The organism is Nocardioides alkalitolerans DSM 16699 (genome assembly GCF_000426525.1).
GTDB classification, from domain to species: Bacteria; Actinomycetota; Actinomycetes; order Propionibacteriales; family Nocardioidaceae; genus Nocardioides; species Nocardioides alkalitolerans.
In genome coordinates this window covers 64,356-86,902 of sequence record NZ_AUFN01000012.1, presented here as the reverse complement: position 1 = coordinate 86,902, position 22,547 = coordinate 64,356, and the positions used below count along the sequence as shown (strand labels likewise).

22 protein-coding genes are annotated in these 22,547 nt (G+C 71.6%); 8 read left to right on the top strand and 14 right to left on the bottom strand.

Going from position 1 to position 22,547, the window contains the following annotated elements:
- Positions 1–129: 129 nt before the first annotated feature.
- From sufU to K329_RS26000, 8 genes are all read right to left on the bottom strand, one after another.
- Positions 130–597: a Fe-S cluster assembly sulfur transfer protein SufU gene (sufU, locus tag K329_RS0110105; protein WP_028472941.1), complete on the bottom strand. Its 468-nt coding sequence runs from the start codon at positions 595–597 to the stop codon at positions 130–132.
- Positions 598–599: 2 nt separating this feature from the next.
- Complete coding sequence (locus K329_RS0110100; protein ID WP_028472940.1) at positions 600–1,868, bottom strand: cysteine desulfurase; 1,269 nt, start codon at positions 1,866–1,868, stop codon at positions 600–602.
- Positions 1,869–1,913: 45 nt separating this feature from the next.
- Positions 1,914–2,672 carry a Fe-S cluster assembly ATPase SufC gene (gene sufC / locus K329_RS0110095; protein ID WP_028472939.1) on the bottom strand — a complete coding sequence of 253 codons (759 nt, stop codon included), beginning with the start codon at positions 2,670–2,672 and terminating at the stop codon, positions 1,914–1,916.
- A gap of 57 nt (positions 2,673–2,729) precedes the next feature.
- On the bottom strand, positions 2,730–3,065 hold the full coding sequence (locus K329_RS0110090; protein WP_028472938.1) for a non-heme iron oxygenase ferredoxin subunit: 336 nt from the start codon (positions 3,063–3,065) through the stop codon (positions 2,730–2,732).
- A 3-nt stretch (positions 3,066–3,068) separates the two neighbouring features.
- The gene (gene sufD / locus K329_RS26010; protein ID WP_157571694.1) at positions 3,069–4,253 is read right to left on the bottom strand and encodes a Fe-S cluster assembly protein SufD; all 1,185 of its coding nucleotides are present in this window, start codon (positions 4,251–4,253) and stop codon (positions 3,069–3,071) included.
- A gap of 108 nt (positions 4,254–4,361) precedes the next feature.
- A complete protein-coding gene (gene sufB, locus K329_RS0110080; RefSeq protein WP_028472937.1) occupies positions 4,362–5,789 on the bottom strand; it encodes a Fe-S cluster assembly protein SufB in 1,428 nt (475 codons plus the stop codon).
- Positions 5,786–6,499, bottom strand: a complete 714-nt coding sequence (locus K329_RS26005) for a helix-turn-helix transcriptional regulator (RefSeq protein ID WP_043642979.1) — start codon at positions 6,497–6,499, stop codon at positions 5,786–5,788. The genes sufB and K329_RS26005 overlap by 4 nt, the downstream gene beginning before the upstream one ends.
- A gap of 113 nt (positions 6,500–6,612) precedes the next feature.
- On the bottom strand, positions 6,613–7,578 hold the full coding sequence (locus K329_RS26000; RefSeq protein WP_084541180.1) for a peptidoglycan DD-metalloendopeptidase family protein: 966 nt from the start codon (positions 7,576–7,578) through the stop codon (positions 6,613–6,615).
- 123 nt (positions 7,579–7,701) lie between these two features.
- Here K329_RS26000 and K329_RS0110065 point away from each other — a divergent pair, with 123 nt between their 5' ends.
- Genes K329_RS0110065 through K329_RS25995 form a run of 3 tightly spaced genes read left to right on the top strand, consistent with a single transcriptional unit; the run spans position 7,702 to position 10,416 of the window.
- Positions 7,702–8,661, top strand: a complete 960-nt coding sequence (locus K329_RS0110065) for an ABC transporter ATP-binding protein (protein WP_028472936.1) — start codon at positions 7,702–7,704, stop codon at positions 8,659–8,661.
- Positions 8,658–9,461, top strand: coding sequence for an ABC transporter permease (locus K329_RS0110060; protein WP_052336693.1), 804 nt, complete (start codon positions 8,658–8,660; stop codon positions 9,459–9,461). Before K329_RS0110065 ends, K329_RS0110060 begins: the two co-directional genes overlap by 4 nt.
- A gap of 4 nt (positions 9,462–9,465) precedes the next feature.
- The gene (locus tag K329_RS25995) at positions 9,466–10,416 is read left to right on the top strand and encodes a COX15/CtaA family protein (protein ID WP_043642976.1); all 951 of its coding nucleotides are present in this window, start codon (positions 9,466–9,468) and stop codon (positions 10,414–10,416) included.
- A gap of 18 nt (positions 10,417–10,434) precedes the next feature.
- On the opposite strand, the gene K329_RS0110050 is transcribed toward K329_RS25995, so the two are convergent.
- The gene (locus K329_RS0110050; RefSeq protein WP_028472934.1) at positions 10,435–11,355 is read right to left on the bottom strand and encodes a heme o synthase; all 921 of its coding nucleotides are present in this window, start codon (positions 11,353–11,355) and stop codon (positions 10,435–10,437) included.
- Between the two features lie 426 nt (positions 11,356–11,781).
- Between K329_RS0110050 and tkt the strand changes: the two genes are divergently transcribed.
- The 5 genes from tkt to K329_RS25985 all read left to right on the top strand — a co-directional run bounded on the left by tkt (position 11,782) and on the right by K329_RS25985 (position 18,579).
- Complete coding sequence (gene tkt / locus K329_RS0110045; protein ID WP_028472933.1) at positions 11,782–13,884, top strand: transketolase; 2,103 nt, start codon at positions 11,782–11,784, stop codon at positions 13,882–13,884.
- Between the two features lie 61 nt (positions 13,885–13,945).
- Entirely contained in the window at positions 13,946–15,049 is a 1,104-nt protein-coding gene (gene tal / locus K329_RS0110040) for a transaldolase (protein WP_028472932.1), read from the top strand.
- A gap of 11 nt (positions 15,050–15,060) precedes the next feature.
- Complete coding sequence (locus tag K329_RS25990; protein WP_043642974.1) at positions 15,061–16,704, top strand: glucose-6-phosphate isomerase; 1,644 nt, start codon at positions 15,061–15,063, stop codon at positions 16,702–16,704.
- Positions 16,701–17,447 (top strand): 6-phosphogluconolactonase, encoded by a 747-nt coding sequence (pgl, locus tag K329_RS0110030; protein WP_028472931.1) that lies wholly within the window; start codon positions 16,701–16,703, stop codon positions 17,445–17,447. Before K329_RS25990 ends, pgl begins: the two co-directional genes overlap by 4 nt.
- A 163-nt stretch (positions 17,448–17,610) precedes the next feature.
- Positions 17,611–18,579 (top strand): type IV toxin-antitoxin system AbiEi family antitoxin domain-containing protein, encoded by a 969-nt coding sequence (locus K329_RS25985; protein ID WP_052336691.1) that lies wholly within the window; start codon positions 17,611–17,613, stop codon positions 18,577–18,579.
- Positions 18,580–18,726: 147 nt separating this feature from the next.
- Here K329_RS25985 and K329_RS0110020 read toward each other — a convergent pair whose 3' ends face one another.
- The 5 genes from K329_RS0110020 to gap form a co-directional block, all read right to left on the bottom strand.
- Positions 18,727–19,086 (bottom strand): RNA polymerase-binding protein RbpA, encoded by a 360-nt coding sequence (locus K329_RS0110020; RefSeq protein ID WP_028472930.1) that lies wholly within the window; start codon positions 19,084–19,086, stop codon positions 18,727–18,729.
- 7 nt (positions 19,087–19,093) lie between these two features.
- Complete coding sequence (gene secG, locus K329_RS0110015; RefSeq protein WP_028472929.1) at positions 19,094–19,336, bottom strand: preprotein translocase subunit SecG; 243 nt, start codon at positions 19,334–19,336, stop codon at positions 19,094–19,096.
- A gap of 78 nt (positions 19,337–19,414) precedes the next feature.
- Entirely contained in the window at positions 19,415–20,218 is an 804-nt protein-coding gene (tpiA, locus tag K329_RS0110010) for a triose-phosphate isomerase (RefSeq protein ID WP_028472928.1), read from the bottom strand.
- Positions 20,218–21,429, bottom strand: coding sequence for a phosphoglycerate kinase (locus K329_RS0110005; RefSeq protein WP_043642972.1), 1,212 nt, complete (start codon positions 21,427–21,429; stop codon positions 20,218–20,220). The genes tpiA and K329_RS0110005 overlap by 1 nt, the downstream gene beginning before the upstream one ends.
- Positions 21,429–22,424 (bottom strand): type I glyceraldehyde-3-phosphate dehydrogenase, encoded by a 996-nt coding sequence (gene gap / locus K329_RS0110000; protein WP_028472926.1) that lies wholly within the window; start codon positions 22,422–22,424, stop codon positions 21,429–21,431. Before gap ends, K329_RS0110005 begins: the two co-directional genes overlap by 1 nt.
- Positions 22,425–22,547 lie beyond the last annotated feature (123 nt).

Genomic DNA, 22,547 nt, shown 5'->3' with positions numbered 1-22,547 from the left:
CCTCGGCCGGGGCGTCGGCGGACGGGGTGGCGGCGCCGCCGGAGGTCTCGAGCGCCTCGGCGGACGCGTCGGTCACCTCGCCGGTGACGGGGCCGTCCACGTTGGCGACGGTCTGCTGGTCGGGCTGGGTCATGATGCCTTCTCCTGGATGACTCGGGCCGTCGCGTCCTTCCACGCCATCCACGAGAGGAGGGCGCACTTGACGCGGGCAGGGAACTTGGCGACACCGGCGAACGCGATGCCGTCCTCGAGCACGTCCTCGTCCGGCTCGACGTTGCCACGACCCTGCATCAGGGTCAGGAACGACTCGTGGATCGCGAGGGCCTCGTCGACCGGCTTGCCGATGACGAGGTCGGTGAGCACCGACGCCGACGCCTGCGAGATGGAGCAGCCGACCGAGTCGTAGGACACGTCGGCGACCGTCTCGGCGCCGGGCTCGCCGGTGAGGTGCACCCGGAGGGTCACCTCGTCGCCGCAGGTCGGGTTCACGTGGTGGACCTCGGCCTCGTGCGGCTCGCGGAGTCCCTTGTTGTGGGGGTTCTTGTAGTGGTCGAGGATGATCTCCTGGTAGAGGGCATCCAGCTCAGTCGCGCTCACGCTCAACCCAACTTGAAGTAGGAACGGGTGTATTCCAGGGCCTCGACGAGCGCGTCGATCTCCGACGGCGTCGTGTAGAGGTACGACGACATCCGGGTCGACGACTGGACGCCGTACCGGGCGTGCGCCGGCTTGGCGCAGTGGTGGCCGGCGCGCACCGCGACCCCGCGGGAGTCGAGCACCTGGGCGATGTCGTGCGGGTGCACCCCGTCGACCTCGAAGCTGATCGCACCGCCGCGCTGCGTGGCGTCCAGCGGCCCGAGGACGGTCAGGCCGGGCACGGTGGCGAGGCCCTCGAGCGCGTACGCCGTGATGGCCTGCTCGTGCGCGTGCACCGCCTCCATCCCGAGGTCGGAGAGGTACTCCACCGCCGCGCCCAAGCCGACGGCCTCGACGATCGGCGGGGTCCCGGCCTCGAAGCGGTGGGGCAGACCGGCGTACGTCGACCGCTCCATCGTCACGGTCTCGATCATCTCGCCGCCGCCGAGGAACGGGGGCAGCTGCTCCATCAGGGTGCGTCGGCCCCACAGCACGCCGATGCCCGTCGGGCCGACGACCTTGTGGCCCGTGAACGCGATGACGTCGGGGCGCTCGGCCTCGTCCATCGCCGCCAGGTCGATCGGCAGCTGCGGCGCCGCCTGCGAGGCGTCGACGACGACGACCGCGCCGACCTCGTGCGCCTTGCGGGTGATCGCGGCGATCGGGTTGACGGTGCCGAGCATGTTCGAGACCCACGTCAGCGACACGATCTTCGTGCGCTCGGTGATGAGGTCGTCGATGCCCTCGAGGTCGAGGTGGCCGTCGTCGGTGAGGCCGAACCACCGCAGCGTCGCGCCCGTGCGCTGCGTGAGCAGCTGCCACGGCACGATGTTGGAGTGGTGCTCCATCTCGGTGATGACGACCTCGTCGCCCTCGCCCACCGCCAGGTCGCCACGGGCCCACGCGAACGTGTTGGCGACCAGGTTCAGCGCCTCGGAGGCGTTCTTCGTGAAGATCACCTCGTCGCGCGACGGGGCGCCGATGAACGCCGCCACCCGGTCACGACCGGTCTCGAAGGCCTCCGACGCCTCCGCGCCGAGCTGGTGCATCGCCCGCGCCACGTTCGCGTTGTGGCGCTCGAGGTGGTCGACCATCGTGTCGATCACGCACTGCGGCTTCTGCGACGTGTTGGCGCTGTCGAGGTACACGAGGGGCATGCCGCCCGCGAGGGTCCGCTCCAGGATCGGGAAGTCCTTGCGGACGACCTCGAGCTGCGGAAGCAAGCCTTCCATGGTGTCTCCTTCGATCCCGGGACTTCTCGGACGTGGTGGACGGACTCAGACGGCGGCGTTGACGTACTTGTCGTAGCCCTCGGCCTCGAGCTGGTCGGCCAGCTCGGGGCCGCCCTGCTCGGCGATGCGGCCCGCGACGAACACGTGCACGAAGTCGGGCTTGATGTAGCGCAGGATGCGCGTGTAGTGCGTGATGAGCAGGACGCCCTTGTCGCCGGCCTCGGCGAAGCGGTTGACGCCCTCGGAGACCGTCTTCAGGGCGTCGATGTCGAGGCCCGAGTCGGTCTCGTCGAGCACGGCGACCTTCGGGTTCAGCAGGTTGAGCTGGGCGATCTCGTGGCGCTTCTTCTCGCCGCCGGAGAAGCCCTCGTTGACCGAGCGCGTCGAGAACGTGGAGTCGAGACCGTTCTCGGCCATAGCCGCGTTGACGTCCTTGACCCACGTGCGCAGCTTGGGCGCCTCGCCGTCGATGGCGGTCTTCGCGGTGCGGAGGAAGTTCGCGACCGAGACGCCGGGCACCTCGACCGGGTACTGCATGGCGAGGAACAGCCCGGCGCGGGCGCGCTCGTCGACGCTCATCTCGAGCACGTCGTCGCCGTCGAGGGTGACGGTGCCGCTCGTGACCGTGTACTTGGGGTGGCCGGCGATCGAGTAGGCGAGCGTCGACTTGCCCGAGCCGTTGGGGCCCATGATCGCGTGGGTCTCGCCGTCCTTGATGGTCAGCGTGACGCCCTTGAGGATCTCCTTGGGGCCGTCCTCGGTCGTGACCGAGACGTGCAGGTCCTTGATCTCCAGCGTGCTCATATCTCTCTCATCTCCAGCTTCGGCAGTTCTCGGGTACGGCGCACGCGGCGCCGGTGGTCAGCTCGGCGTGACGCCGTTGAGCGTGGTGGCGACGTCGACGTACACGTCGCTGCCCCGCACCTCGACCGGGTAGGTGGCCACCGGCTCGGTGGCGGGGAGGCCGGTGGGGGCACCGGTCTTCAGGTCGAACAGCGAGCCGTGCAGCCAGCACTCGATGTGGCAGTCCTCGACCTCGCCCTCGGAGAGGGCGACGGCGGCGTGGCTGCAGAGGTCCTCGATGGCGTAGAAGTCGTCACCGTCGCGGGCGACCGCCACGTCGAGGTCCCCGACGGTGACGGCGTGGGCGGAGTCGCCCGCCACGTCGTCCACCGCGCAGACGCGCTCGAAGGCCATGCCTCAGCCGACCTTGTCGGCGAGCACGTGGCGCTCGAGCTCGGACTCGACGACCGCCAGCAGGCGCTCCTCGAGCTCGGGCACGCCGACCCGACGGATCAGGTCGTTGAAGAACCCGTGCACCACGAGACGTCGCGCCTCGGACTCCTCGATGCCGCGCGAGCGCAGGTAGAAGAGCTGCTCGTCGTCGAAGCGGCCGGTCGCGGACGCGTGGCCCGCTCCCTCGATCTCACCGGTCTCGATCTCGAGGTTCGGCACCGAGTCGGCCTGGCAGCCGTCGGTGAGCACGAGGTTGCGGTTCTCCTCGTACGTCTCGATGCCCTCCGCGACCTTGCGGATGAGGACGTTGCCGATCCACACCGTGTGGGCGCCCTGGCCCTGGAGCGCGCCCTTGTAGACGACGTTCGACTTGGTGCGGGGCGCGGTGTGGTCGGCGAAGATGCGGTGCTCGATGTGCTGGCCGGCGTCGGCGAAGTAGAGGCCGAGCAGCTCGGCGTCGCCGCCGGGGCCGGCGTACTCGACGTTCGTGGCCGTGCGCACGAGGTCGCCACCGATGGTGAACTCGCTGGCGCGCACGCGGGCGTCGCGGCCGACGCGGATGCCGGTCTGGCCGGCGTGCACCGAGCCGTCGGCCCAGTCGTTCACGGTCACGAGGTCGAGCTGGGCGCCGTCGCCGACGAGCACGGACGTCGCGTGGCTGTAGCGCGTGGCGCCCGCGTGCTCGATGAGGATGGTGGCCTTGGCGTGGCGACCGACGCGGACGACGAGGTGACCCCAGACGATCTGGTCGAGGCCGGTGCCCGTGAGGTTCAGGCGCACCGGCTCGTCGAGCTCGGCGTCGGCGGGCACGTCGAGGAGCATCGCGCCGTCACCGTGGGCGATCGCCAGGGCGGCGAGGCGGTCCGACGGCAGGAACTCGTCCAGGTCGCGCGCCTCCTCGGCCGTGATCGGCGTGAGGGTCACCCCGGCGGGGAGCGTGGACGACCACTCGAGGTGGGCGTCCGAGGCCTCGTCGTCGAGCAGCCCGCGCAGACGCTTGAGCGGCGTGAACCGCCAGATCTCCTCGCGACCGGTCGGCACGGGGTGCGCGGCCAGGTCGTACGACGGCTCGGGGTGGAGGTGGCTCAGCACCTTGCCGGTCTCCACGGCGTTGGACACGGCCTGCGCGTCGGCAGGCGTCTCGTCGATCACAGTCACGTCTCTCGTCTTTCGAACGTTGCGGGTGGGGCGGGAGGGCGCGGGACGCGCCGAGGGCGGGCACCCCGACCGAGGTCGAGGTGGCCCGCCACCGGTGCGTCAGCCGACTGCGCCCTCCATCTGCAGCTCGATGAGCCGGTTCAGCTCGAGGGCGTACTCCATCGGGAGCTCCTTCGCGATCGGCTCGACGAAGCCGCGCACGATCATGGCCATCGCCTCGTCCTCGGCCAGGCCGCGGCTCATCAGGTAGAACAGCTGGTCCTCGGAGACCTTCGAGACGCTCGCCTCGTGGCCCATCGAGACGTCGTCCTCGCGGATGTCGACGTACGGGTACGTGTCCGAGCGGCTGATCTGGTCGACCAGGAGCGCGTCGCACAGCACGTTCGACTTCGAGCCGTACGCACCCTCGTTGACCTGGATCAGGCCGCGGTACGACGTACGACCGCCACCACGGGCGACCGACTTCGAGAGGATCGAGCTCGAGGTGTGGGGCGCGGCGTGGACCATCTTGGCGCCGGCGTCCTGGTGCTGGCCCTCGCCGGCGAACGCGATCGAGAGGGTCTCGCCCTTCGCGTGCTCGCCCATGAGGTAGATGGCCGGGTACTTCATCGTCACCTTGGAGCCGATGTTGCCGTCGACCCACTCCATCGTCGCGCCGGCGTCGCACGTGGCGCGCTTGGTGACGAGGTTGTAGACGTTGTTCGACCAGTTCTGAATGGTCGTGTAGCGGACGCGGGCGCCCTTCTTCACGATGATCTCCACGACCGCGGAGTGCAGCGAGTCCGAGCTGTAGATCGGCGCGGTGCAGCCCTCGACGTAGTGCACGTACGAGTCCTCGTCGGCGATGATCAGGGTGCGCTCGAACTGGCCCATGTTCTCCGTGTTGATGCGGAAGTAGGCCTGGAGCGGGATGTCGACGTGGACGCCCTTGGGCACGTAGATGAACGAGCCGCCGGACCACACGGCCGTGTTCAGCGCGGAGAACTTGTTGTCACCGACGGGGATGACGGTGCCGAAGTACTCCTTGAAGAGCTCCTCGTGCTCCTTCAGCGCCGTGTCGGTGTCGACGAAGATGACGCCCTTCTCCTCGAGGTCCTCGCGGATCGAGTGGTAGACGACCTCCGACTCGTACTGCGCGGCGACGCCGGCGACGAGGCGCTGCTTCTCGGCCTCGGGGATGCCGAGCCGGTCGTACGTGTTCTTGATGTCCTCCGGCAGCTCCTCCCAGCTGGTGGCCTGCTTCTCGGAGGAGCGCACGAAGTACTTGATGTTGTCGAAGTCGATCGTCTCGAGCTCCGCGCCCCACTTGGGCATCGGCTTGCGGCCGAAGAGCTTGAGGCCCTTCATCCGCTGGTCGAGCATCCACTGGGGCTCGCTCTTCTTGCTCGAGATGTCGGCCACCACGGCCTCGTTCAGGCCGCGCTTGGCGGTCGAGCCGGCAGCGTCGCTGTCGGACCAGCCGAACTCGTAGCGGCCGATGCCGTCGAGGCCGGGGTTGAGCTCGTCGATGCTCGGTGAGGTCGTCATGCGGACGCTCCGTTTCGCTCGGGTTCGGTGGGACTGCTCGCGCGGGGGACCGCGGGGGGACGGGGGATGCAGGTGGTGCAGACACCGTCGCCGTGGGCGATGGTGGCGAGACGCTGCACGTGGCGGCCGAGGACGGCGCTGATGGCCTCCGTCTCGGCCTCGCACAGCTGGGGGAACTCGTGGGCCACGTGGGAGACGGGGCAGTGCTGCTGGCACAGCTGCTCGCCGATGGGCGACTCGCGCACGCTGGCGGCGTAGCCCTCGTCGGTGAGGACGGTGGCCAGCACCTCGGCGGGGCTGAGGTCGGGCGCCTCGTCGCGCACGCGGGCGAAGTCGCGCTCGATGAACGCGACCCGTCGGCGGGCGAACTCGAGGACGGCGTCGTCGCCGCCCGTCTCCGCCAGGAAGCGCAGGGCCTGGACGGCGAGGTCGTCGTAGGTGTGGTCGAACTGCTCCCGGCCGGTCTCCGTCAGGGCGAAGACCCGGGCGGGACGGCCGCGGCCGCGGGCACCACGGATGCGCTGCTCGCTCGCCACGACCACGGCCTCCTCTACCAGCTGGTCGAGGTGACGACGTACGGCGGCCGGCGTCAGGTCGAGCGCGGCGGCGAGGTCGGCCGCGGTGGACGGGCCGTTCTGGAGGATCGTCTGCACGACGCGCGCCCGGGTGGGTGCGTCGGCCTCGGCGCCACGGGCAGAACCCGCTCGCACCTGTCCTCCACTGATTTGCACAACACGAGTGTGACGTTAATGGGAGGGTGTGTTCAAGCAAGGGTGGCCTAACCCTCCTGCCTGGTCAGGGCACCCGGGAGCCGCGGCCGGACTCAGTCGTAGGAGTCGGCGTTCACCCAGCGGGCCACGCCCCGCCAGGACTCCGGTCCCATCGCCCCGTCGACGGGACCCGTGTAGCCGTGCGCGCCGGCGAGCCGCTGGAGCGCGGCGTACGTCTGGGACCCCGGTACCCCGTCGATCGGCCCGCCGTACCCGTGGTGCGCGGCGAGGTGCCGCTGCAGCGCCGACCACGTCTGGACGCCCGGGTCCCCGTCGATCGGGCCCGAATACCCCTCCTCGATCCGCATCGCGTTCTGGACGCGCCGCCAGAAGACCGTGCCGGGGACGCCGTCGGTGGCGGTGCTGGTCTTCGGGAGCCCGCCCCCGCCCCCTCCCCCGCCGAGCAGCTCGAGCGGGTTCCGCCGGACGCCGGACGGGTCGATCATGTGCCAGTGCACGTGCGGGCCGGTCGACGAGCCCGACCCCGGTGCGCCCGGTGCGCCGCCGGAGAGACCGACGACGTCGCCCTGGGCCACGGTCTCGCCGTTGCTCCGGCTGAACGCCGAGAGGTGCATGTACTGGGTCTTCCAGCCGTCCGCGTGCGTGATGGTGACCGTGTGGCCACCCGTGCCGTTCTCGGGGATGTTGCCGATCGTGCCGCCCGCGGAGGCGGGCAGCGCCGTACCGACGCCCATGCCGTAGTCGATGCCCCCGCTGGACCCCCGGGCCAGGTGCTCGGCCCACGTGCCGGTCACCGCGTAGCCCGCGAAGGGGTTCATGATGGCGACGGCGAAGGCAGGAGACGGAGCCAGGAGGCGGCCTCCCGCCCAGACGGCCACGGCGGCGCTGCCGACGCGGGCGGCCCCAGTGAGGAGCCCCCGGCGGGTCAGGGGCCGGACGGACCCCGCCCGGCCGGCGTCGGGAGCGGGGCCGTGGTCGCCGCAGGAGCACGGGCCCGGCGGCGGGACCTCGGCGGGACTGCTCGACGGGTGGGTGGGCAGGATGGTGCGCTTCCTCATGAGGACTCCCGAGAAGGGTCGTGGCGAGGTCGGTGGTGCGCCGTGCGGGCGCCCACCACGGTCCTGCTCCACCCTGCCGAGGCTGGGGCCCGACCACAACCCCTCGGCTCCTACACTTGCCCGGTGCCCGCCCCTGCTCCCGCCGTCGAGATCGACGGCCTGGTGATGCGGTACGGCGGGACCGCCGCGGTGGACGGCCTCTCGCTCACCGTCGCCACCGGCTCCATCACCGCGGTGCTCGGACCCAACGGCGCCGGCAAGACGACAACGCTGGAGACCTGCGAGGGCTACCGCCGCGCCCAGGAGGGCACCGTCCGCGTCCTCGGCCTCGACCCGGTCCGCGAGCGGCGCGCCCTCCTCCCCCGCATCGGCGTCATGCTGCAGGCCGGTGGCGCCTGGTCCGGCGTCCGCGCCGACGAGATGCTCCGCCACATGGCGTCGCTGCACGCCCACCCCCTCGACGTCGCCATGCTCGTCGACCGCCTCGGCCTCGGCGAGTGCGGGCGCACGCCGTACCGGAGGCTCTCGGGCGGCCAGCAGCAGCGCCTCGGTCTCGCCATGGCGCTGGTCGGCCGACCCGAGCTGCTCTTCGTGGACGAGCCGACCGCGGGCATGGACCCCGCCGTGCGGCGCACGACGTGGGAGCTGCTCGAGGAGATGCGCGACGCCGGCGTCACCACCGTGCTCACCACCCACTACATGGACGAGGCCGAGCACCTGGCCGACCAGGTGCACGTCATCGACCACGGTCGGCTCGTCGTCAGCGGCTCCCCGTTCGAGCTGACCCGGGCCACCGGCGCGTCGACGATCCGCCTCGTCGTGACCGAGCCCTTCCCGCCCGAGGCCCCCGCGTCGCTGCAGGAGGCGCTCGGCCCCGCGACGGAGGTGACGGCCATCGGTCCGCAGAGCCTGCTCATCACCGGGCCTGCCGACGCGTCCACCCTCGCGGTCGTCTCCGCCTGGTGCGAGCGTCACGGGGTGCTGCCCGAGTCGCTCTCGCTGGGCCAGCGCACTCTCGAGGACGTCTTCCTCCAGCTCACCGGGCGCGAGCTCGGCGACGAGGCCCTGGAGACGGCCCGATGACCCCCGCGTCCGGTGGTCCCGGCGCGGTGACCAGCCCGTTCTCCCCGGCGCCCGGCGCCGCGCCGTACCTGCGGCAGGTGCGCGCCCAGGCGCGCATGGAGACGCGGCTGATGCTCCGCAACGGCGAGCAGCTGCTGGTCGCGCTCGTCATCCCGATCCTCGCCCTCGTCGGCGGGGTCGTCGGCGCGGAGCGCGGCGGGATCGAGCTCGACGGCCGGGCGGTCGACGTGCTGACGCCCGGCGTGCTGGCCCTCGCGGTGATGTCGACCGCCTTCACCTCGCTCGCGATCGCCACCGGCTTCGAGCGGCGCTACGGCCTGATCAAACGCCTGGGGGCGTCGCCGCTCCCCCGCTCGGGCCTCCTGCTCGGCAAGATCGGGGCGGTGCTCACGGTCCAGGTCGTGCAGGCCGTCGTCCTCGTGGCCGTGGCCCTGGCGCTCGGCTGGAGCCCGTCGGGCGGCTGGGTCGCCCTGCCGCTCGCCCTGCTCGCCGCCGTGCTGGGCACCGCGGCCTTCGCCTCGCTGGGCCTCCTGCTGGCCGGGACGCTGCGCGCCGAGGCGACGCTGGCGATCGCCAACCTGGTCTACCTGCTGCTGCTCGTCGGCGGTGCGGTGCTGCTGCCCCGCTCGTCGTACGGTGGGGTCGGCGAGCTGCTGGCGGTGCTGCCGTCGGCCGCGCTCGGCGACGCCTTCCGCGCGGCCCTGGTCGACGGCTCGCTCGCCGCCGGTCCGCTTCTCGTCCTCGTCGTCTGGGCGCTCCTCGGCGCCACCGCCGCCACCCGTCTGTTCCGCTGGGAGTGACCGCATGACCTCGTCCACCACCGAGCGCCGCGACCGTCCGAGCGCCGGCCCGGGTGGTCCGACCTTCCTGGACCGCGTCGACGCCGCCGCCGCTCGGGGGCTCGTGCCCCTGGCGATCGCCAACCTCGTCGCGAACATCGCGATCGTGCTGACCGGTGGCGTCGTGCGCCTCACGGGCTCGGGGCTCGGGTGCCCCACCTGGCCGCGGTGCACCGACGAGTCGTACGTGCCGCACGGCAGCCTGGGCATCCATGGCGCGATCGAGTTCGGCAACCGCCTGCTCACCTTCGCGCTGGCGCTGATCGCGCTGCTCACCTTCCTCGCGGCCTGGCGCGCCCGTCGCCGCCGCGCCGCGAAGGTGGCCTTCGTCATCGGTCTCGGGATCCCCGCCCAGGCCCTGATCGGGGGCGTGACGGTGCTCACCGACCTCAACCCGTGGATCGTCGCGTTCCACCTGCTCGTGTCGCTGGCGATCGTGGCGCTCTGCGTGCGCCTGCTCGATCTCCTGCGCCACCCGGACGCCGGGACCGTCCAGCCGCCCCACGCGCCCGTCGTACGACGCACGGCGCTCGCCGTCTTCGTCTCCGGGTGGGTCGCGCTCTACCTCGGCACGGTGGTGACCGGCAGCGGTCCCCACGCCGGTGACGTGAACTCGCCCCGCACGGGGCTCGACCCGCAGCTCTTCTCGCACGTGCACGCGGCGTCGGTGTACGTGCTCGTCGCGCTCACGGGGCTGGCCCTCGTGGTCGCCCGCCGCAGCGGCGACGCGCGCCTCGTGCGGGCCGTCGTCGTCCTGCTGGGCGTGCTGGTGGCGCAGGGGGCCGTGGGCCTCACGCAGTACTTCACCGGGCTGCCCGAGGTGCTCGTGGCGATCCACCTCGTCGGCGCGGGCGTCTGCTCCGCCTGCCTGGCGTGGGTGCTGGTGCGAGCCACGCGTCGTACGACGCCTGCCTGACGCCGGGCCGCCGCTGCCTCAGAAGGGCAGCAGCGGGTCGATCGCGATGGCGACGAACAGCAGCGACAGGTACAGGTTCGACGTGTGGAAGAGGCGCATCGGCTTGATGACGCCGAGGTCCTCCGTGCCGCGCGAGCGGGCCCACATGCGGTGGGCCTCGACGAGGAAGACGGCGGCGAGCACGACGGCGGCGACCGGGTAGAACAGGCCCGTGTCGGCGACCGGCCACAGCAGCAGCGAGACGCCGGCCATCACCCAGGAGTAGAGGACGATCTGGCGGGCCACGACGTTCGCGGGCGCGACGACCGGCAGCATCGGGACGGCGACGTTCGCGTAGTCCTCGCGGTAGCGCAGTGCGAGCGCCCAGGTGTGCGGGGGCGTCCAGAAGAAGACGACCAGGAAGCAGATGACGGGCGCCCACGCGAGCTCGTTGGTCACGGCGGTCCAGCCGATGAGCGCGGGGAAGCAGCCGGCCGCGCCGCCCCAGACGATGTTCTGGGTCGTGCGGCGCTTGAGCACCATCGTGTAGACGAGCACGTAGAACGCGTTCGCGGTCACCGAGAGCGCGGCGGAGAGCGGGTTGACCCACACGAACAGCACGACGGTCGAGACGACGCCGAGCGTGAGACCGAAGACGAGCGCCGCGCGGGGCGTAACGATGTGGCGGGGCAGGGCCCGTCGCCGGGTGCGCCGCATCTGCTCGTCGATGTCGCGGTCGTAGACGCAGTTGAGCACCGACGCGGAGCCGGCCGAGAGGGCACCGCCGACGACCGTGGCGAGCACGAGGCCGAGCGGGGGCACGCCGCGGGCGGCGAAGAACATCACGGGGACCGTGGTGAGCAGCAGCAGCTCGATGACCCGCGGCTTGGTGAGGCCGACGTACGCCGCGACGACGTCCCGGAACGACGGCTTGCCGCTCGGAGCGGGCTCGTCGCGCACGCCGAGGTCGTCGGCGGTCTCCTCGACGCCCGCCGCGAGGGGGGCCGCCGGCAGGTCGTGGCGACCGTGGGCAGCGTCGTGGGCACGCTCGTCGGAGCGGTGGTCGTCGGTCACGGGATGCCCCGGTTCGGTGGAGGTGTGGGCGTCCGTTCCGTCGGTCGACCCGCCCGCGCGAGAGGCGGAGGAGGCCGACTGGCCGGTGTACGTCACGTAGGTCCTCAGGAGGGCTGCGCCCGGCCGGATCCCCGGGTGGGGTCCAGTGGGCGAACGGGTCGAATGCGGGGTCGAGTCTAGACCTTGCCACCAGTAGGCTCGGCATCACCCGTCGGTGCGCCCCACCGGTGGCCCGTCACGACGACGGGTACCGCCCTGGTGCCGGCAATCCGACCGCAGCGTCACCACCCCGCACCCCCCGAGAGGATCCTCGTGACCGAGACGAAGCTGGACTGGACCGACCTCGACCGCAAGGCGGTGGACACCGCCCGCGTCCTGGCGATGGACTCCGTCCAGAAGGTCGGCAACGGCCACCCCGGCACGGCGATGAGCCTGGCCCCGGCGGCGTACCTGCTCTTCCAGAAGGTCATGCGCCACGACCCGTCCGACCCGAGCTGGATCGGGCGCGACCGCTTCGTCCTCTCCGCCGGTCACTCGAGCATCACGCTCTACACGCAGCTCTTCCTCGGCGGCTTCGGCCTGGAGATCGAGGACCTGAAGGCCCTGCGCACCTGGGGCTCGAAGACCCCGGGCCACCCGGAGTACGGCCACACCGCCGGCGTCGAGGTCACCACCGGCCCGCTCGGCCAGGGCGTCGCGAACGCCGTGGGCATCGCGATGGCCGCCCGCCGCCAGCACGGCATCCTCGACCCCGAGGCCGCGGCCGGCGAGAGCCTCTTCGACCACCACGTCTACTCGATCTGCTCCGACGGCGACCTGCAGGAGGGCGTCAGCGGCGAGGCCAGCTCGATCGCCGGCACCCAGCAGCTCGGCAACCTCGTCGTGATCTACGACCGCAACCGCATCTCCATCGAGGGCGACACCGACGTGGCGTTCAACGAGGACGTCGCGAAGCGCTACGAGGCCTACGGCTGGCACGTGCAGACCGTCGACTGGACCAACGGCGGCGACCACTACGAGGAGGACGTGCCCGCGCTGTACGACGCCGTCCAGGCCGCGCGAGGCGTCACCGACCAGCCGTCGCTCATCGTGCTCGACACGATCATCGCCTGGCCCGCCCCGAACGCGCAGGGCACCGAGAAGGCCCACGGCAGCGCGCTCGGCGACGACGAGGTCGCCGCCACGAAGACGATCCTCGGCTGGGACCCCGAGCAGAAGTTCCAGGTGCCGACCGACGTGCTGGAGCACACCCGGGCCCTCTCCGAGAAGGGCGCCGCCTGGGGCCGCGAGTGGGACGAGAAGTACGCCGCCTGGGCGGAGGCCAACCCCGAGCTCGAGAAGCTGCTCCACCGCCTCAAGGCGCACGACCTGCCCGAGGGCCTGGTCGACGCGCTGCCGTCGTTCCCGGCCGACCCGAAGGGCGTCGCCACCCGTGCCGCGTCGGGCAAGGTCATCAACGCGCTCGCGCCGATCATGCCCGAGCTGTGGGGCGGCTCGGCCGACCTCGCCGGCTCGAACAACACCACCATCTCCGACGCCCCGTCGTTCATCCCCGCGTCGCGCTCGACGCGCGACTGGACCGGCGACCCGTTCGCCGGCCGCGTGCTGCACTTCGGCATCCGTGAGCACGGCATGGGCGCGATCATGAACGGCATCGCGGCCGACGGCCTGACCCGCGTCTTCGGCGGCACGTTCATGACGTTCTCCGACTACATGCGGGGCGCGGTCCGGGTGGCGGCGCTCAGCAAGCTGCCCGTGACGTACGTCTGGACCCACGACTCCATCGGTCTCGGCGAGGACGGCCCGACCCACCAGCCGATCGAGCACCTCGCCGCGCTGCGCGCGATCCCGGGCCTGGACGTCGTGCGCCCCGCCGACGCCAACGAGACCGCCGCCGCCTGGGCCGCGATCCTGGGCCACGACGACCGTCCGGCCGCCCTGGCGCTGTCGCGCCAGAACCTGCCGGTCTTCCCGCGCGGCGAGGACGGCTTCGCGACCACCGACGGCGTCGCCCGCGGCGCCTACATCCTCAAGGACGTCGAGGGCGGCGGTCAGCCCGACGTCGTGCTCGTCGCCACCGGCTCCGAGGTCCAGCTGGTCGTCGCCGCGGCCGAGCGCCTCGCCGAGGACGGCGTGCGCGCCCGCGTGGTCTCCGCGCCGTGCCTGGAGTGGTTCGCCGCCCAGGACGTCGCCTACCAGGAGAGCGTGATCCCGCCCACCGTGAAGGCGCGCGTCGCCGTCGAGGCCGGCATCGCGATGCCGTGGTGGCGTCTCGTGGGCGACCACGGCAAGGTCGTCTCGATCGAGACGTACGGCGCCAGCGCGTCGGCCGAGCGCCTCTTCGAGGAGTACGGCTTCACCACCGAGGCCGTGGTCAACGCGGCGAAGGACAGCCTCGTCACCGTCCAGGGCTGACCCGTCGGGCTCACGGCCCGGCCCCCCATCTGCACGTCCGCACCCCATCCAGGAGGCAGCAATGTCCGACCGTCTCAAGGCACTCGCTGACGCGGGTGTGTCCATCTGGCTCGACGACCTCTCGCGCGAGCGCATCGAGACCGGCAACCTCGCCGAGCTCGTGAAGGAGAAGTCGGTGGTGGGCGTCACCACCAACCCGTCGATCTTCGCGTCCGCCCTCTCCGACGGGGAGCGGTACGACGAGCAGGTCCGCCAGCTCGCCGCCGAGGGCGCCGACGTCGACACCACCGTGTTCGCACTGACGACCACCGACGTGCGCGACGCGTGCGATGTGCTCGCCCCGGTCTACGAGGCCTCGGGCGGTCAGGACGGGCGCGTGTCCATCGAGGTCTCCCCCGACCTCGCCTCCGACACCGACGCCACCTTCGCCTCGGCGAAGGAGCTGTGGGCCACCGTCGACCGCCCCAACGCGATGATCAAGATCCCGGCCACCACGGAGGGCGCGCCCGCGATCACCGACACCCTCGGTGAGGGCATCTCGGTCAACGTGACGCTGATCTTCGGCCTCGAGCGCTACCGCGCCGTCATGGAGGCCTACGTCACGGGCCTCGAGAAGGCCCGGGCGAACGGCCACGACCTCTCGAAGATCCACTCGGTCGCGTCGTTCTTCGTCTCCCGTGTCGACAGCGAGATCGACAAGCGCCTCGAGAAGGCCGACGCCGACAAGGAGCTGTTCGGCCGGGCCGGCGTCGCGAACGCCCGCCTCGCCTACCAGGCGTTCGAGGAGTTCTTCACCGGGGAGCGCTGGGAGGCGCTCGCCGCGGCCGGCGCCCACCGCCAGCGCCCGCTGTGGGCGTCGACGGGCGTCAAGAACCCGGACTACCGCGACACGATGTACGTCACCGACCTCGTCGTCGGCGACACCGTCAACACGATGCCGGAGAAGACGATGGACGCCTTCGCCGACCACGGTGAGGTCGAGGGTGACCTCGTCACCACCCGGTACGACGACGCGAAGGCCGTCATGGACGCCATCGCCGCCGCGGGCGTCGACTACGACGACGTGATCTCCGTGCTCGAGAAGGAGGGCGTCGACAAGTTCGTCACCTCCTGGAACGAGCTGCTGGAGACGGTCCAGGGCCAGCTCGACGGCGCGAAGTCCTGACGGGCGCGACGATGACGGACTGGAGCAGGGCGACCGGCACGACGTACGACCTCACGTTCGGCTACCGCGACGAGGCCCGCCTCGCCGAGGTGGTCGGCGAGCTCGCCACGGACCGCGTCGCGTCGCGGATCGCCGCGAAGGACGCCACGCTGTGGGGTCCCGAGGCGGAGGAGGAGTCGGCCAAGCGGCTCGGCTGGGTGGCGCTGAGCACCGCCTCCCGCGAGCTGGTGCCGCAGATCGAGGCGCTCCGCGAGGAGCTCCGCTCCGCCGGTGTCACGCGCGTCGTGCTGTGCGGCATGGGGGGCTCGTCGCTGGCGCCCGAGGTCATCTGCGGCGCCGCGGGTGTCGACCTCGGGGTGCTGGACTCGTCCGACCCCGACTTCGTCCGCTCCTTCGTGGGTGACCGGCTCTCCGAGACCGTCGTCGTCGTGTCGTCCAAGTCGGGCGGCACCGTCGAGACCGACAGCCAGAAGCGGGTCTACGAGCAGGCGTTCCGCGACGCCGGCATCGACCCCGTCGGCCGCATCGTCGTCGTCACCGACCCGGGCTCGCCCCTGTTCGAGTCCGCCACGGAGGCCGGCTACCGCGTGTTCGTGGCCGACCCGACGGTCGGCGGTCGCTACTCGGCCCTCACGGCGTTCGGCCTCGTGCCGTCGGGTCTCGCCGGGGCCGACATCGGCGGCCTGCTCGAGGAGGCCGAGGCGATCCGCCCCGCGCTCGAGGAGGACTCGGTCGACAACCCCGGGCTGCGGCTCGGCGGCCTGCTCGGCGCGGCCAACCTCGAGGGCGTCGACAAGCTCGTGCTCGCGTCGGCCGGGTCGTCCTACCCGGGCCTGGGCGACTGGATCGAGCAGCTCGTCGCCGAGTCCACGGGCAAGCACGGCAAGGGCATCCTGCCCGTGGTCGTCGAGTCCGTCGATGCGCCCAACTTCGCGCCCAGCACCCGGGACGAGGTGCTGGTGTCGTTCGGTCCGGACCTCGTGTTCGACACCCGTCCCCCGGCCTCCGGCTGGGGCGCCGCGGTGGACGCCTCGCTCGGTGCCCAGATGCTGCTGTGGGAGTACGCCACGGTCACGGCCGGCCGCGTCATCGGCATCAACCCGTTCGACCAGCCCGACGTCGAGAGCGCCAAGGCCGCTGCGCGGAGCATGCTCGACGGCGGGGGCGATGAGCGTTCGCCCGCGTTCGAGATCGGCGACGTGACCGTTTTCGCCTCCCCCGGCTGGCTGCCGGCGGGCGTCGGGTCGGTCGACGGTGCCGTGAGCGCGCTCCTGGCGCACCTCGACGGCGTCACGGGATACGTCGCGGTGCAGGCCTACCTCGACCGGTTCCGCGACGCGGACCTGGCCGAGGTGCGGGGCGGCCTCGCGGTGCGCACGGAGCGGCCGGTTACCTTCGGCTGGGGACCCCGGTTCCTGCACTCGACCGGGCAGTACCACAAGGGTGGCCCCGACACCGGGGTCTACCTGCAGATCACGGGGACGCCCGCGGAGGACCTCGCCGTGCCGGACCGCCCGTTCACCCTCGGCGAGTTCATCACCGCGCAGGCGGTCGGTGACGGCCAGGTGCTTGCCGACAAGGGCCGCCCGGTGCTCCGGCTGCACGTGACGTCGCCGAACGGCCTGGCGACGGTCCGCCAGGCGCTGGCGCCGTGACCGCGCCGCGTCGCGAGGTCTCTCCCGACGCCGGCGCCCTGGCGGCGACGGTGGCGACCGCTCTCCTCGAGCGGCTCGCCGCCGTCCAGGCCGAGGGGCGAGAGCCCCATGTCGGCCTGACGGGGGGAACCATCGCCGAGGCGATCCACCGCGAGGTCGCCCGGCTCGCGTCGGATGCCGGCGTCGACTTCGCCCGGGTCGTGTTCTGGTTCGGCGACGAGCGCTTCGTCGCGGCGGACTCACCCGAGCGCAACGCCGGCCAGGCGCGGGCAGCGTTCCTCGACGCGGTGGGCGCGACCCAGGTCCACGAGGTGCCGTCGTCCGACGACGCCGCCTCGGTCGAGGAGGCCGCAGCGGCGTACGGCGCTGCCCTGCGCGCCCACGGCGGTGGACGGTTCGACGTGCTCATGCTCGGCGTCGGGCCCGACGGACACGTCGCCTCGCTCTTCCCGGGCTACCCGCAGCTGGAGGCCACCGACGCGATCGCCGTCGCGGTCACCGACTCCCCCAAGCCCCCGGCGGAGCGTGTCACCCTCACCTTCGAGGCCCTCAACCACGCGTCGGCGGTGTGGTTCCTCGTGAGCGGCGACGGCAAGGCCGACGCGGTGGCGCAGGCCTGGGGCGGTACGGCGACGCACCCCGAGCCCGCCGACGCGAGCGCGATCCCCGCGGTCGGCGTGCGCGGCCACGACGACACCGTGTGGTGGCTCGACGAGGCAGCGGCCAGCCTGCTCTCACCCTGATCCGGCCCGAGTTGTCGGGTTTGCACGGTCCAGCGGTGCCGAGTTGTCGGGTCTGCACGGTCCAGCGGTGCCGAGTTGTCGGGTCTGCACCGGCCTCCGGGGAGTTGTCCACAGCCCGTGAACTCCTGGTGTCGGCGCTGCCTGCCTTGCGCAGCCTGTGGGCATGGCTCTCCACGCTCTCCAGTCCGCGCCCCTGCTCGACGACAGCTTCCCGATGCCCGTGACGTCGCCGTTCACGCCGCAGGCTGCGCGGCGGGAAGGCATCCCGCGCTCCTGGCTGACTCAGCTCGTCCGCTCGGGCCATCTCCGCCGTGTGGTGAAGGGCGTTTACGTCGCCGCCCAGGTTCCCGACAGCACGCATCTCAGGGTGCAGAGCCTCGCCCTCGTCGTGCCCCCGGATGCGATCGTCTGCGACCGCCACGCGGCCTGGCTCCATGGTGCACCGATGGTGCTCGCGCCGAACGAGCACCTCGAGCTGCAGCCGATTCGAATGTTCCGTCCGGCGGGTCACGAGCGGCTCAGGTCGACCCTCGCCGACAGCGGTCAGCGGGCCTTCTCCGCCGGTGACGTGGTCGACGTCGAAGGGCTCAGGGTCACGAGCGCGCTGCGTACGGCGTGGGACCTCGGGAGGGTCCGTCAGCGCGAGCACGCGTTGAGCGGTCTGGACGCCATGCTCAGGCTGGGGGTCTTCCCGAGGGACGAGCTGCTCGACGGGGTGGAACGGTTCAGGGGTGAACGGTGGATCACCCACCTCCGTGAGCTCGCACCGCTGGCCGACGGGCGGTCGGAGTCGCCGGGTGAATCGGTCTGTCGGCTGCGATGGATCGACATGGGCCTCGAGCCTCCCGACCTCCAGATCGAGATCCGCGAGGTCGGCGTGGTCGTCGTACGCCTGGATCTCGGCCGGAAGGCGGTGCGCTTCGCGGTCGAGTACGACGGGGAGGAGTGGCACTCGTCGGCCGAGCAGGTCGAGCACGACCGGGTACGGCGGACCTGGATGGCCGAGCACCACGGATACCTGGTGGCCCCGGTCCGGGCGAAGAACGTCTACGGGCCCGAGCGTGACATCGAGAGGATCATCGACGACGGGCTCGTGGCGGCGCGTGCTCGGTCAGGACGACGAGCTGCATAGAGCGACACGCCTACGCCACATCGTGCAGACGCGACAGCTCGGCACGATCCGAGCGTGCAGACGCGACAGCTCGACACGATCCGAGCGTGCAGACGCGACAGCTCGACACGATCCGAGCGTGCAGACGCGACAGCTCGGCCGAGGGCGTCAGAAGATCAGGTCGCCGTTGGCCCGGCGCGTGCGCAGCGTCGTGACCGCCTCGTCGAGGAGCACCTGGGCCTCCTGGTCGGAACGGCGCTCCTTCACGTAGGCGAGGTGCGTCTTGTACGGCTCGTTGCGCGGTGCCGCCGGTCGGTTCTCCGAGTCGAGGCTGGCGGGGAGGCCGCACTTGGGGCAGTCCCAGGACGCCGGGGCCTCCGCCTCGATCGCGAACGTGATCACCGAGCGGTGGTCGTGCGCACAGAAGTAGGTGACGGTCTGACGAGGGGCTGCCTCGCCGCGCTCCGCCTCGCCCATCGGTCCGGAACCGATGCGCATGCCTCGGACGGCGCCGCCGCTCCTGCCCATCGGGGCCTCAGACCTGGCCGTCGTAGGCCAGGAGCAGCCCGAGGGCGATGACGCTGGCGAACCAGATGATGCCGATGCCGATGGTGTAGCGGTCGAGGTTGCGCTCGGCCACCGACGAACCGCCGAGACCGGTCGAGACGCCGCCACCGAACATGTCGGAGAGACCGCCACCGCGACCCTTGTGCAGCAGCACGAGCAGGATCATCAGAGCGCTGGTGACCATCAGCACGATGGTGAAGAGGAGTGTCACGGTGGGCAACCTTACGTCACGAGCGGTGGTGGTCGGGCAGCGCACACGCGCTGCCCGACCACCTCCTGCGGAGCTGGGTCAGAGAACCGGCATGTCGTAGAACCGGCAGACGCCGCCGAACTCGTCGGCCTGCAGGCTGGCACCCCCGACGAGGGCGCCGTCCACGTCGTCCTTGACCATGATGCCGGCGATGTTGCCCGCCTTGACGGACCCGCCGTACAGCACGCGGACACCGTCGGCCGCCGCGTCGCCGTGGAGCTCGCGGATGCGGGCACGGATCGCCGCGCACACCTCCTGCGCGTCCTCCGGCGTCGCGACCTCGCCCGTGCCGATGGCCCAGACGGGCTCGTAGGCGACGACCAGGCCGGCGACCTGCTCGGCCGTGAAGCCCGCGAGCGAGCCCTCGACCTGCGCGAGCGTGTGGGCGACGTGCTCGCCCGCCTGGCGGACGGGCAGGCCCTCGCCGACGCAGACGATCGGCGTGATGCCGGCCGCGAGCGCCTTGACCGCCTTGGCGTTGACGACGGCGTCGGACTCGGCGTGGTACTCACGCCGCTCCGAGTGGCCCACCACGACGTACGAGCAGCCGAGCTTCGCGAGCATCCCCGCGGAGATCTCGCCCGTGTACGCGCCCGAGTCCTGCGTCGAGACGTCCTGGGCGCCGTACTTGATCTTCAGCCGGTCACCGTCGACGAGCGTCTGCACGGACCGCAGGTCGGTGAACGGCGGGACGACGACGACCTCGGCCTTGTCGTAGTCGTGCTTCTTGTCCGACAGCGTCCAGGCGAGCTTCTGGACCAGCGCCACCCCTTCGAGGTGGTTCAGGTTCATCTTCCAGTTGCCCGCCATGAGCGGCGTGCGGCCCTGCTTCTTCGCGGCCATCAGTCCTCCAGAACCTTCACGCCGGGGAGCTCCTTGCCCTCCAGGTACTCGAGGCTCGCGCCCCCGCCCGTCGAGATGTGGCCGAAGGCCGCCTCGTCGAAGCCGAGCGTGCGGACGGCCGCGGCCGAGTCGCCACCGCCGACGACCGTGAGGCCGTCGACCTTCGTGAGCGCCTCGGCGACCGCCCGGGTGCCGCCCGCGAAGGCCGGCACCTCGAACACGCCCATGGGTCCGTTCCAGAACACCGTCCGCGCGTCGGCCAGGGCCGCCGCGAACGTCGCGGCCGAGTCGGGCCCGATGTCGAGACCGAGCGTGCTCGCCGGGATGTTCGACGCCGGGACCACGATCGGGTCGGGGTCGGTCGCGCCCGTCGGGAACTCGCTGTCGACGACGATGTCGGACGGCAGGAGGATCTCGACGCCCGACTCCTCCGCGCGCCGCAGGTACTCGCGGCAGACGTCGAGCTGGTCGTCCTCGAGCAGGCTGCGTCCCACCTCGTGGCCCTGGGCCTTGAGGAAGGTGAAGACCATGCCGCCGCCGATGAGCAGCTTGTCGGCCTTGCCCAGCAGGTTGTCGATCACGCCGAGCTTGTCGGAGACCTTCGACCCGCCGAGCACGACGACGTACGGACGCTCGGGGTTCTCGGTGAGGCGACGCAGGACGTCGATCTCCGTGCCCACGAGGGTGCCCATGGCGTGCGGCAGGCGCTGCGCCACGTCGTACACGCTCGCCTGCTTGCGGTGGACGACGCCGAAGCCGTCGGAGACGAACGCGTCGGCGAGGGCCGCGAGCTGGTCGGCGAACGCACCGCGCTCCGTCTCGTCCTTGCTGGTCTCGCCCGCGTTGAAGCGGACGTTCTCCAGCACCGCGACGTCACCGTCGGCCAGGCCGGCGACGACGCCCTGGGCGCTCTCCCCCACCGTGTCGGTGGCGAAGGCGACCGGGGCGCCGAGCAGCTCGCCCAGGCGGGCGGCGACGGGACCGAGCGAGTACGCCGGGTCCGGCGCTCCCTTCGGCCGACCGAGGTGCGCCGTCACGACCACCCGGGCGCCCGCACCCGCGAGCGCCTGGATGGTCGGGACGCTGGCGCGGATGCGACCGTCGTCGGTGATCGTCGTGCCGTCGAGCGGCACGTTGAGGTCGGACCGGACCAGCACCCGCTTGCCCTGGACGTCGCCGAGGGCGCCCAGGGTGCCGTCGAGAACCGCCATCAGAGGCTGGTGCCGACGTGGCCGATCAGGTCAACGAGGCGGTTGGAGTAGCCCCACTCGTTGTCGTACCAGCCGACGACCTTGACCTGGTTGCCGATCACCTTGGTGAGCGGCGCGTCGAAGATGCACGACGCCGGGTCGGTGACGATGTCCGAGGACACGATCGGGGCGGTGGAGTACTTGAGGAAGCGACCGTCGGCGGCCTCCTCGATCACCGCGTTGACCTCCTCGACCGTCGTCTCGCGGCCGGCCTCGAAGGTGAGGTCGGTGGCGGAGCCGGTCGGGACGGGCACGCGCAGCGCGTAGCCATCGAGCTTGCCCTTGAGCTCGGGGAGCACGAGGCCGATGGCCTTGGCCGCACCCGTCGAGGTCGGGACGATGTTGAGCGCGGCGGCGCGGGCGCGACGCAGGTCCTTGTGGATGTTGTCCTGCAGGTTCTGGTCGGCCGTGTAGGCGTGGATCGTCGTCATGAGGCCCTTGACGATCCCGAACTCCTCGTGGAGCGCCTTGGCCATCGGGCCGAGGCAGTTCGTCGTGCACGACGCGTTGGAGATCACGTGGTGCGACGCCGGGTCGTACAGCTCGTGGTTGACGCCCATCACGATCGTGATGTCCTCGTTCGAGGCGGGGGCCGAGATGATGACCTTCTTGGCGCCGGCGTCGATGTGCGCCTTGGCCTTCGTGGCGTCCGTGAAGAAGCCGGTGGACTCGACGACGACGTCGACCCCGAGCTCGCCCCACTTCAGGTCCGCCGGGTTGCGCTCGGCGAACGCGTGGATCTCGCGACCGTCGACGACGATCGCGGACTCGGTCGACGACACCTCGGCGTCGAGGCGCCCGAGGATCGAGTCGTACTTGAGCAGGTGGGCCAGGACCGAGTTGTCGGTCAGGTCGTTGACACCGACGATCTCGATGTCGGCGCCCGAGGCGCGGACGGCCCGGAAGAAGTTGCGGCCGATGCGGCCGAAGCCGTTGATTCCAACGCGAACAGTCACTGCTTCTCGACTCCTAGAGGTGTGCACCTGGTTCGTGGCGGCTGCCGTTCGGCACCCTACCGCGCACCCCGTGGACCTCGAGGGTCCCGTCCGTACCCGTCCGTAGCCGGCCCGGGGGCCGCC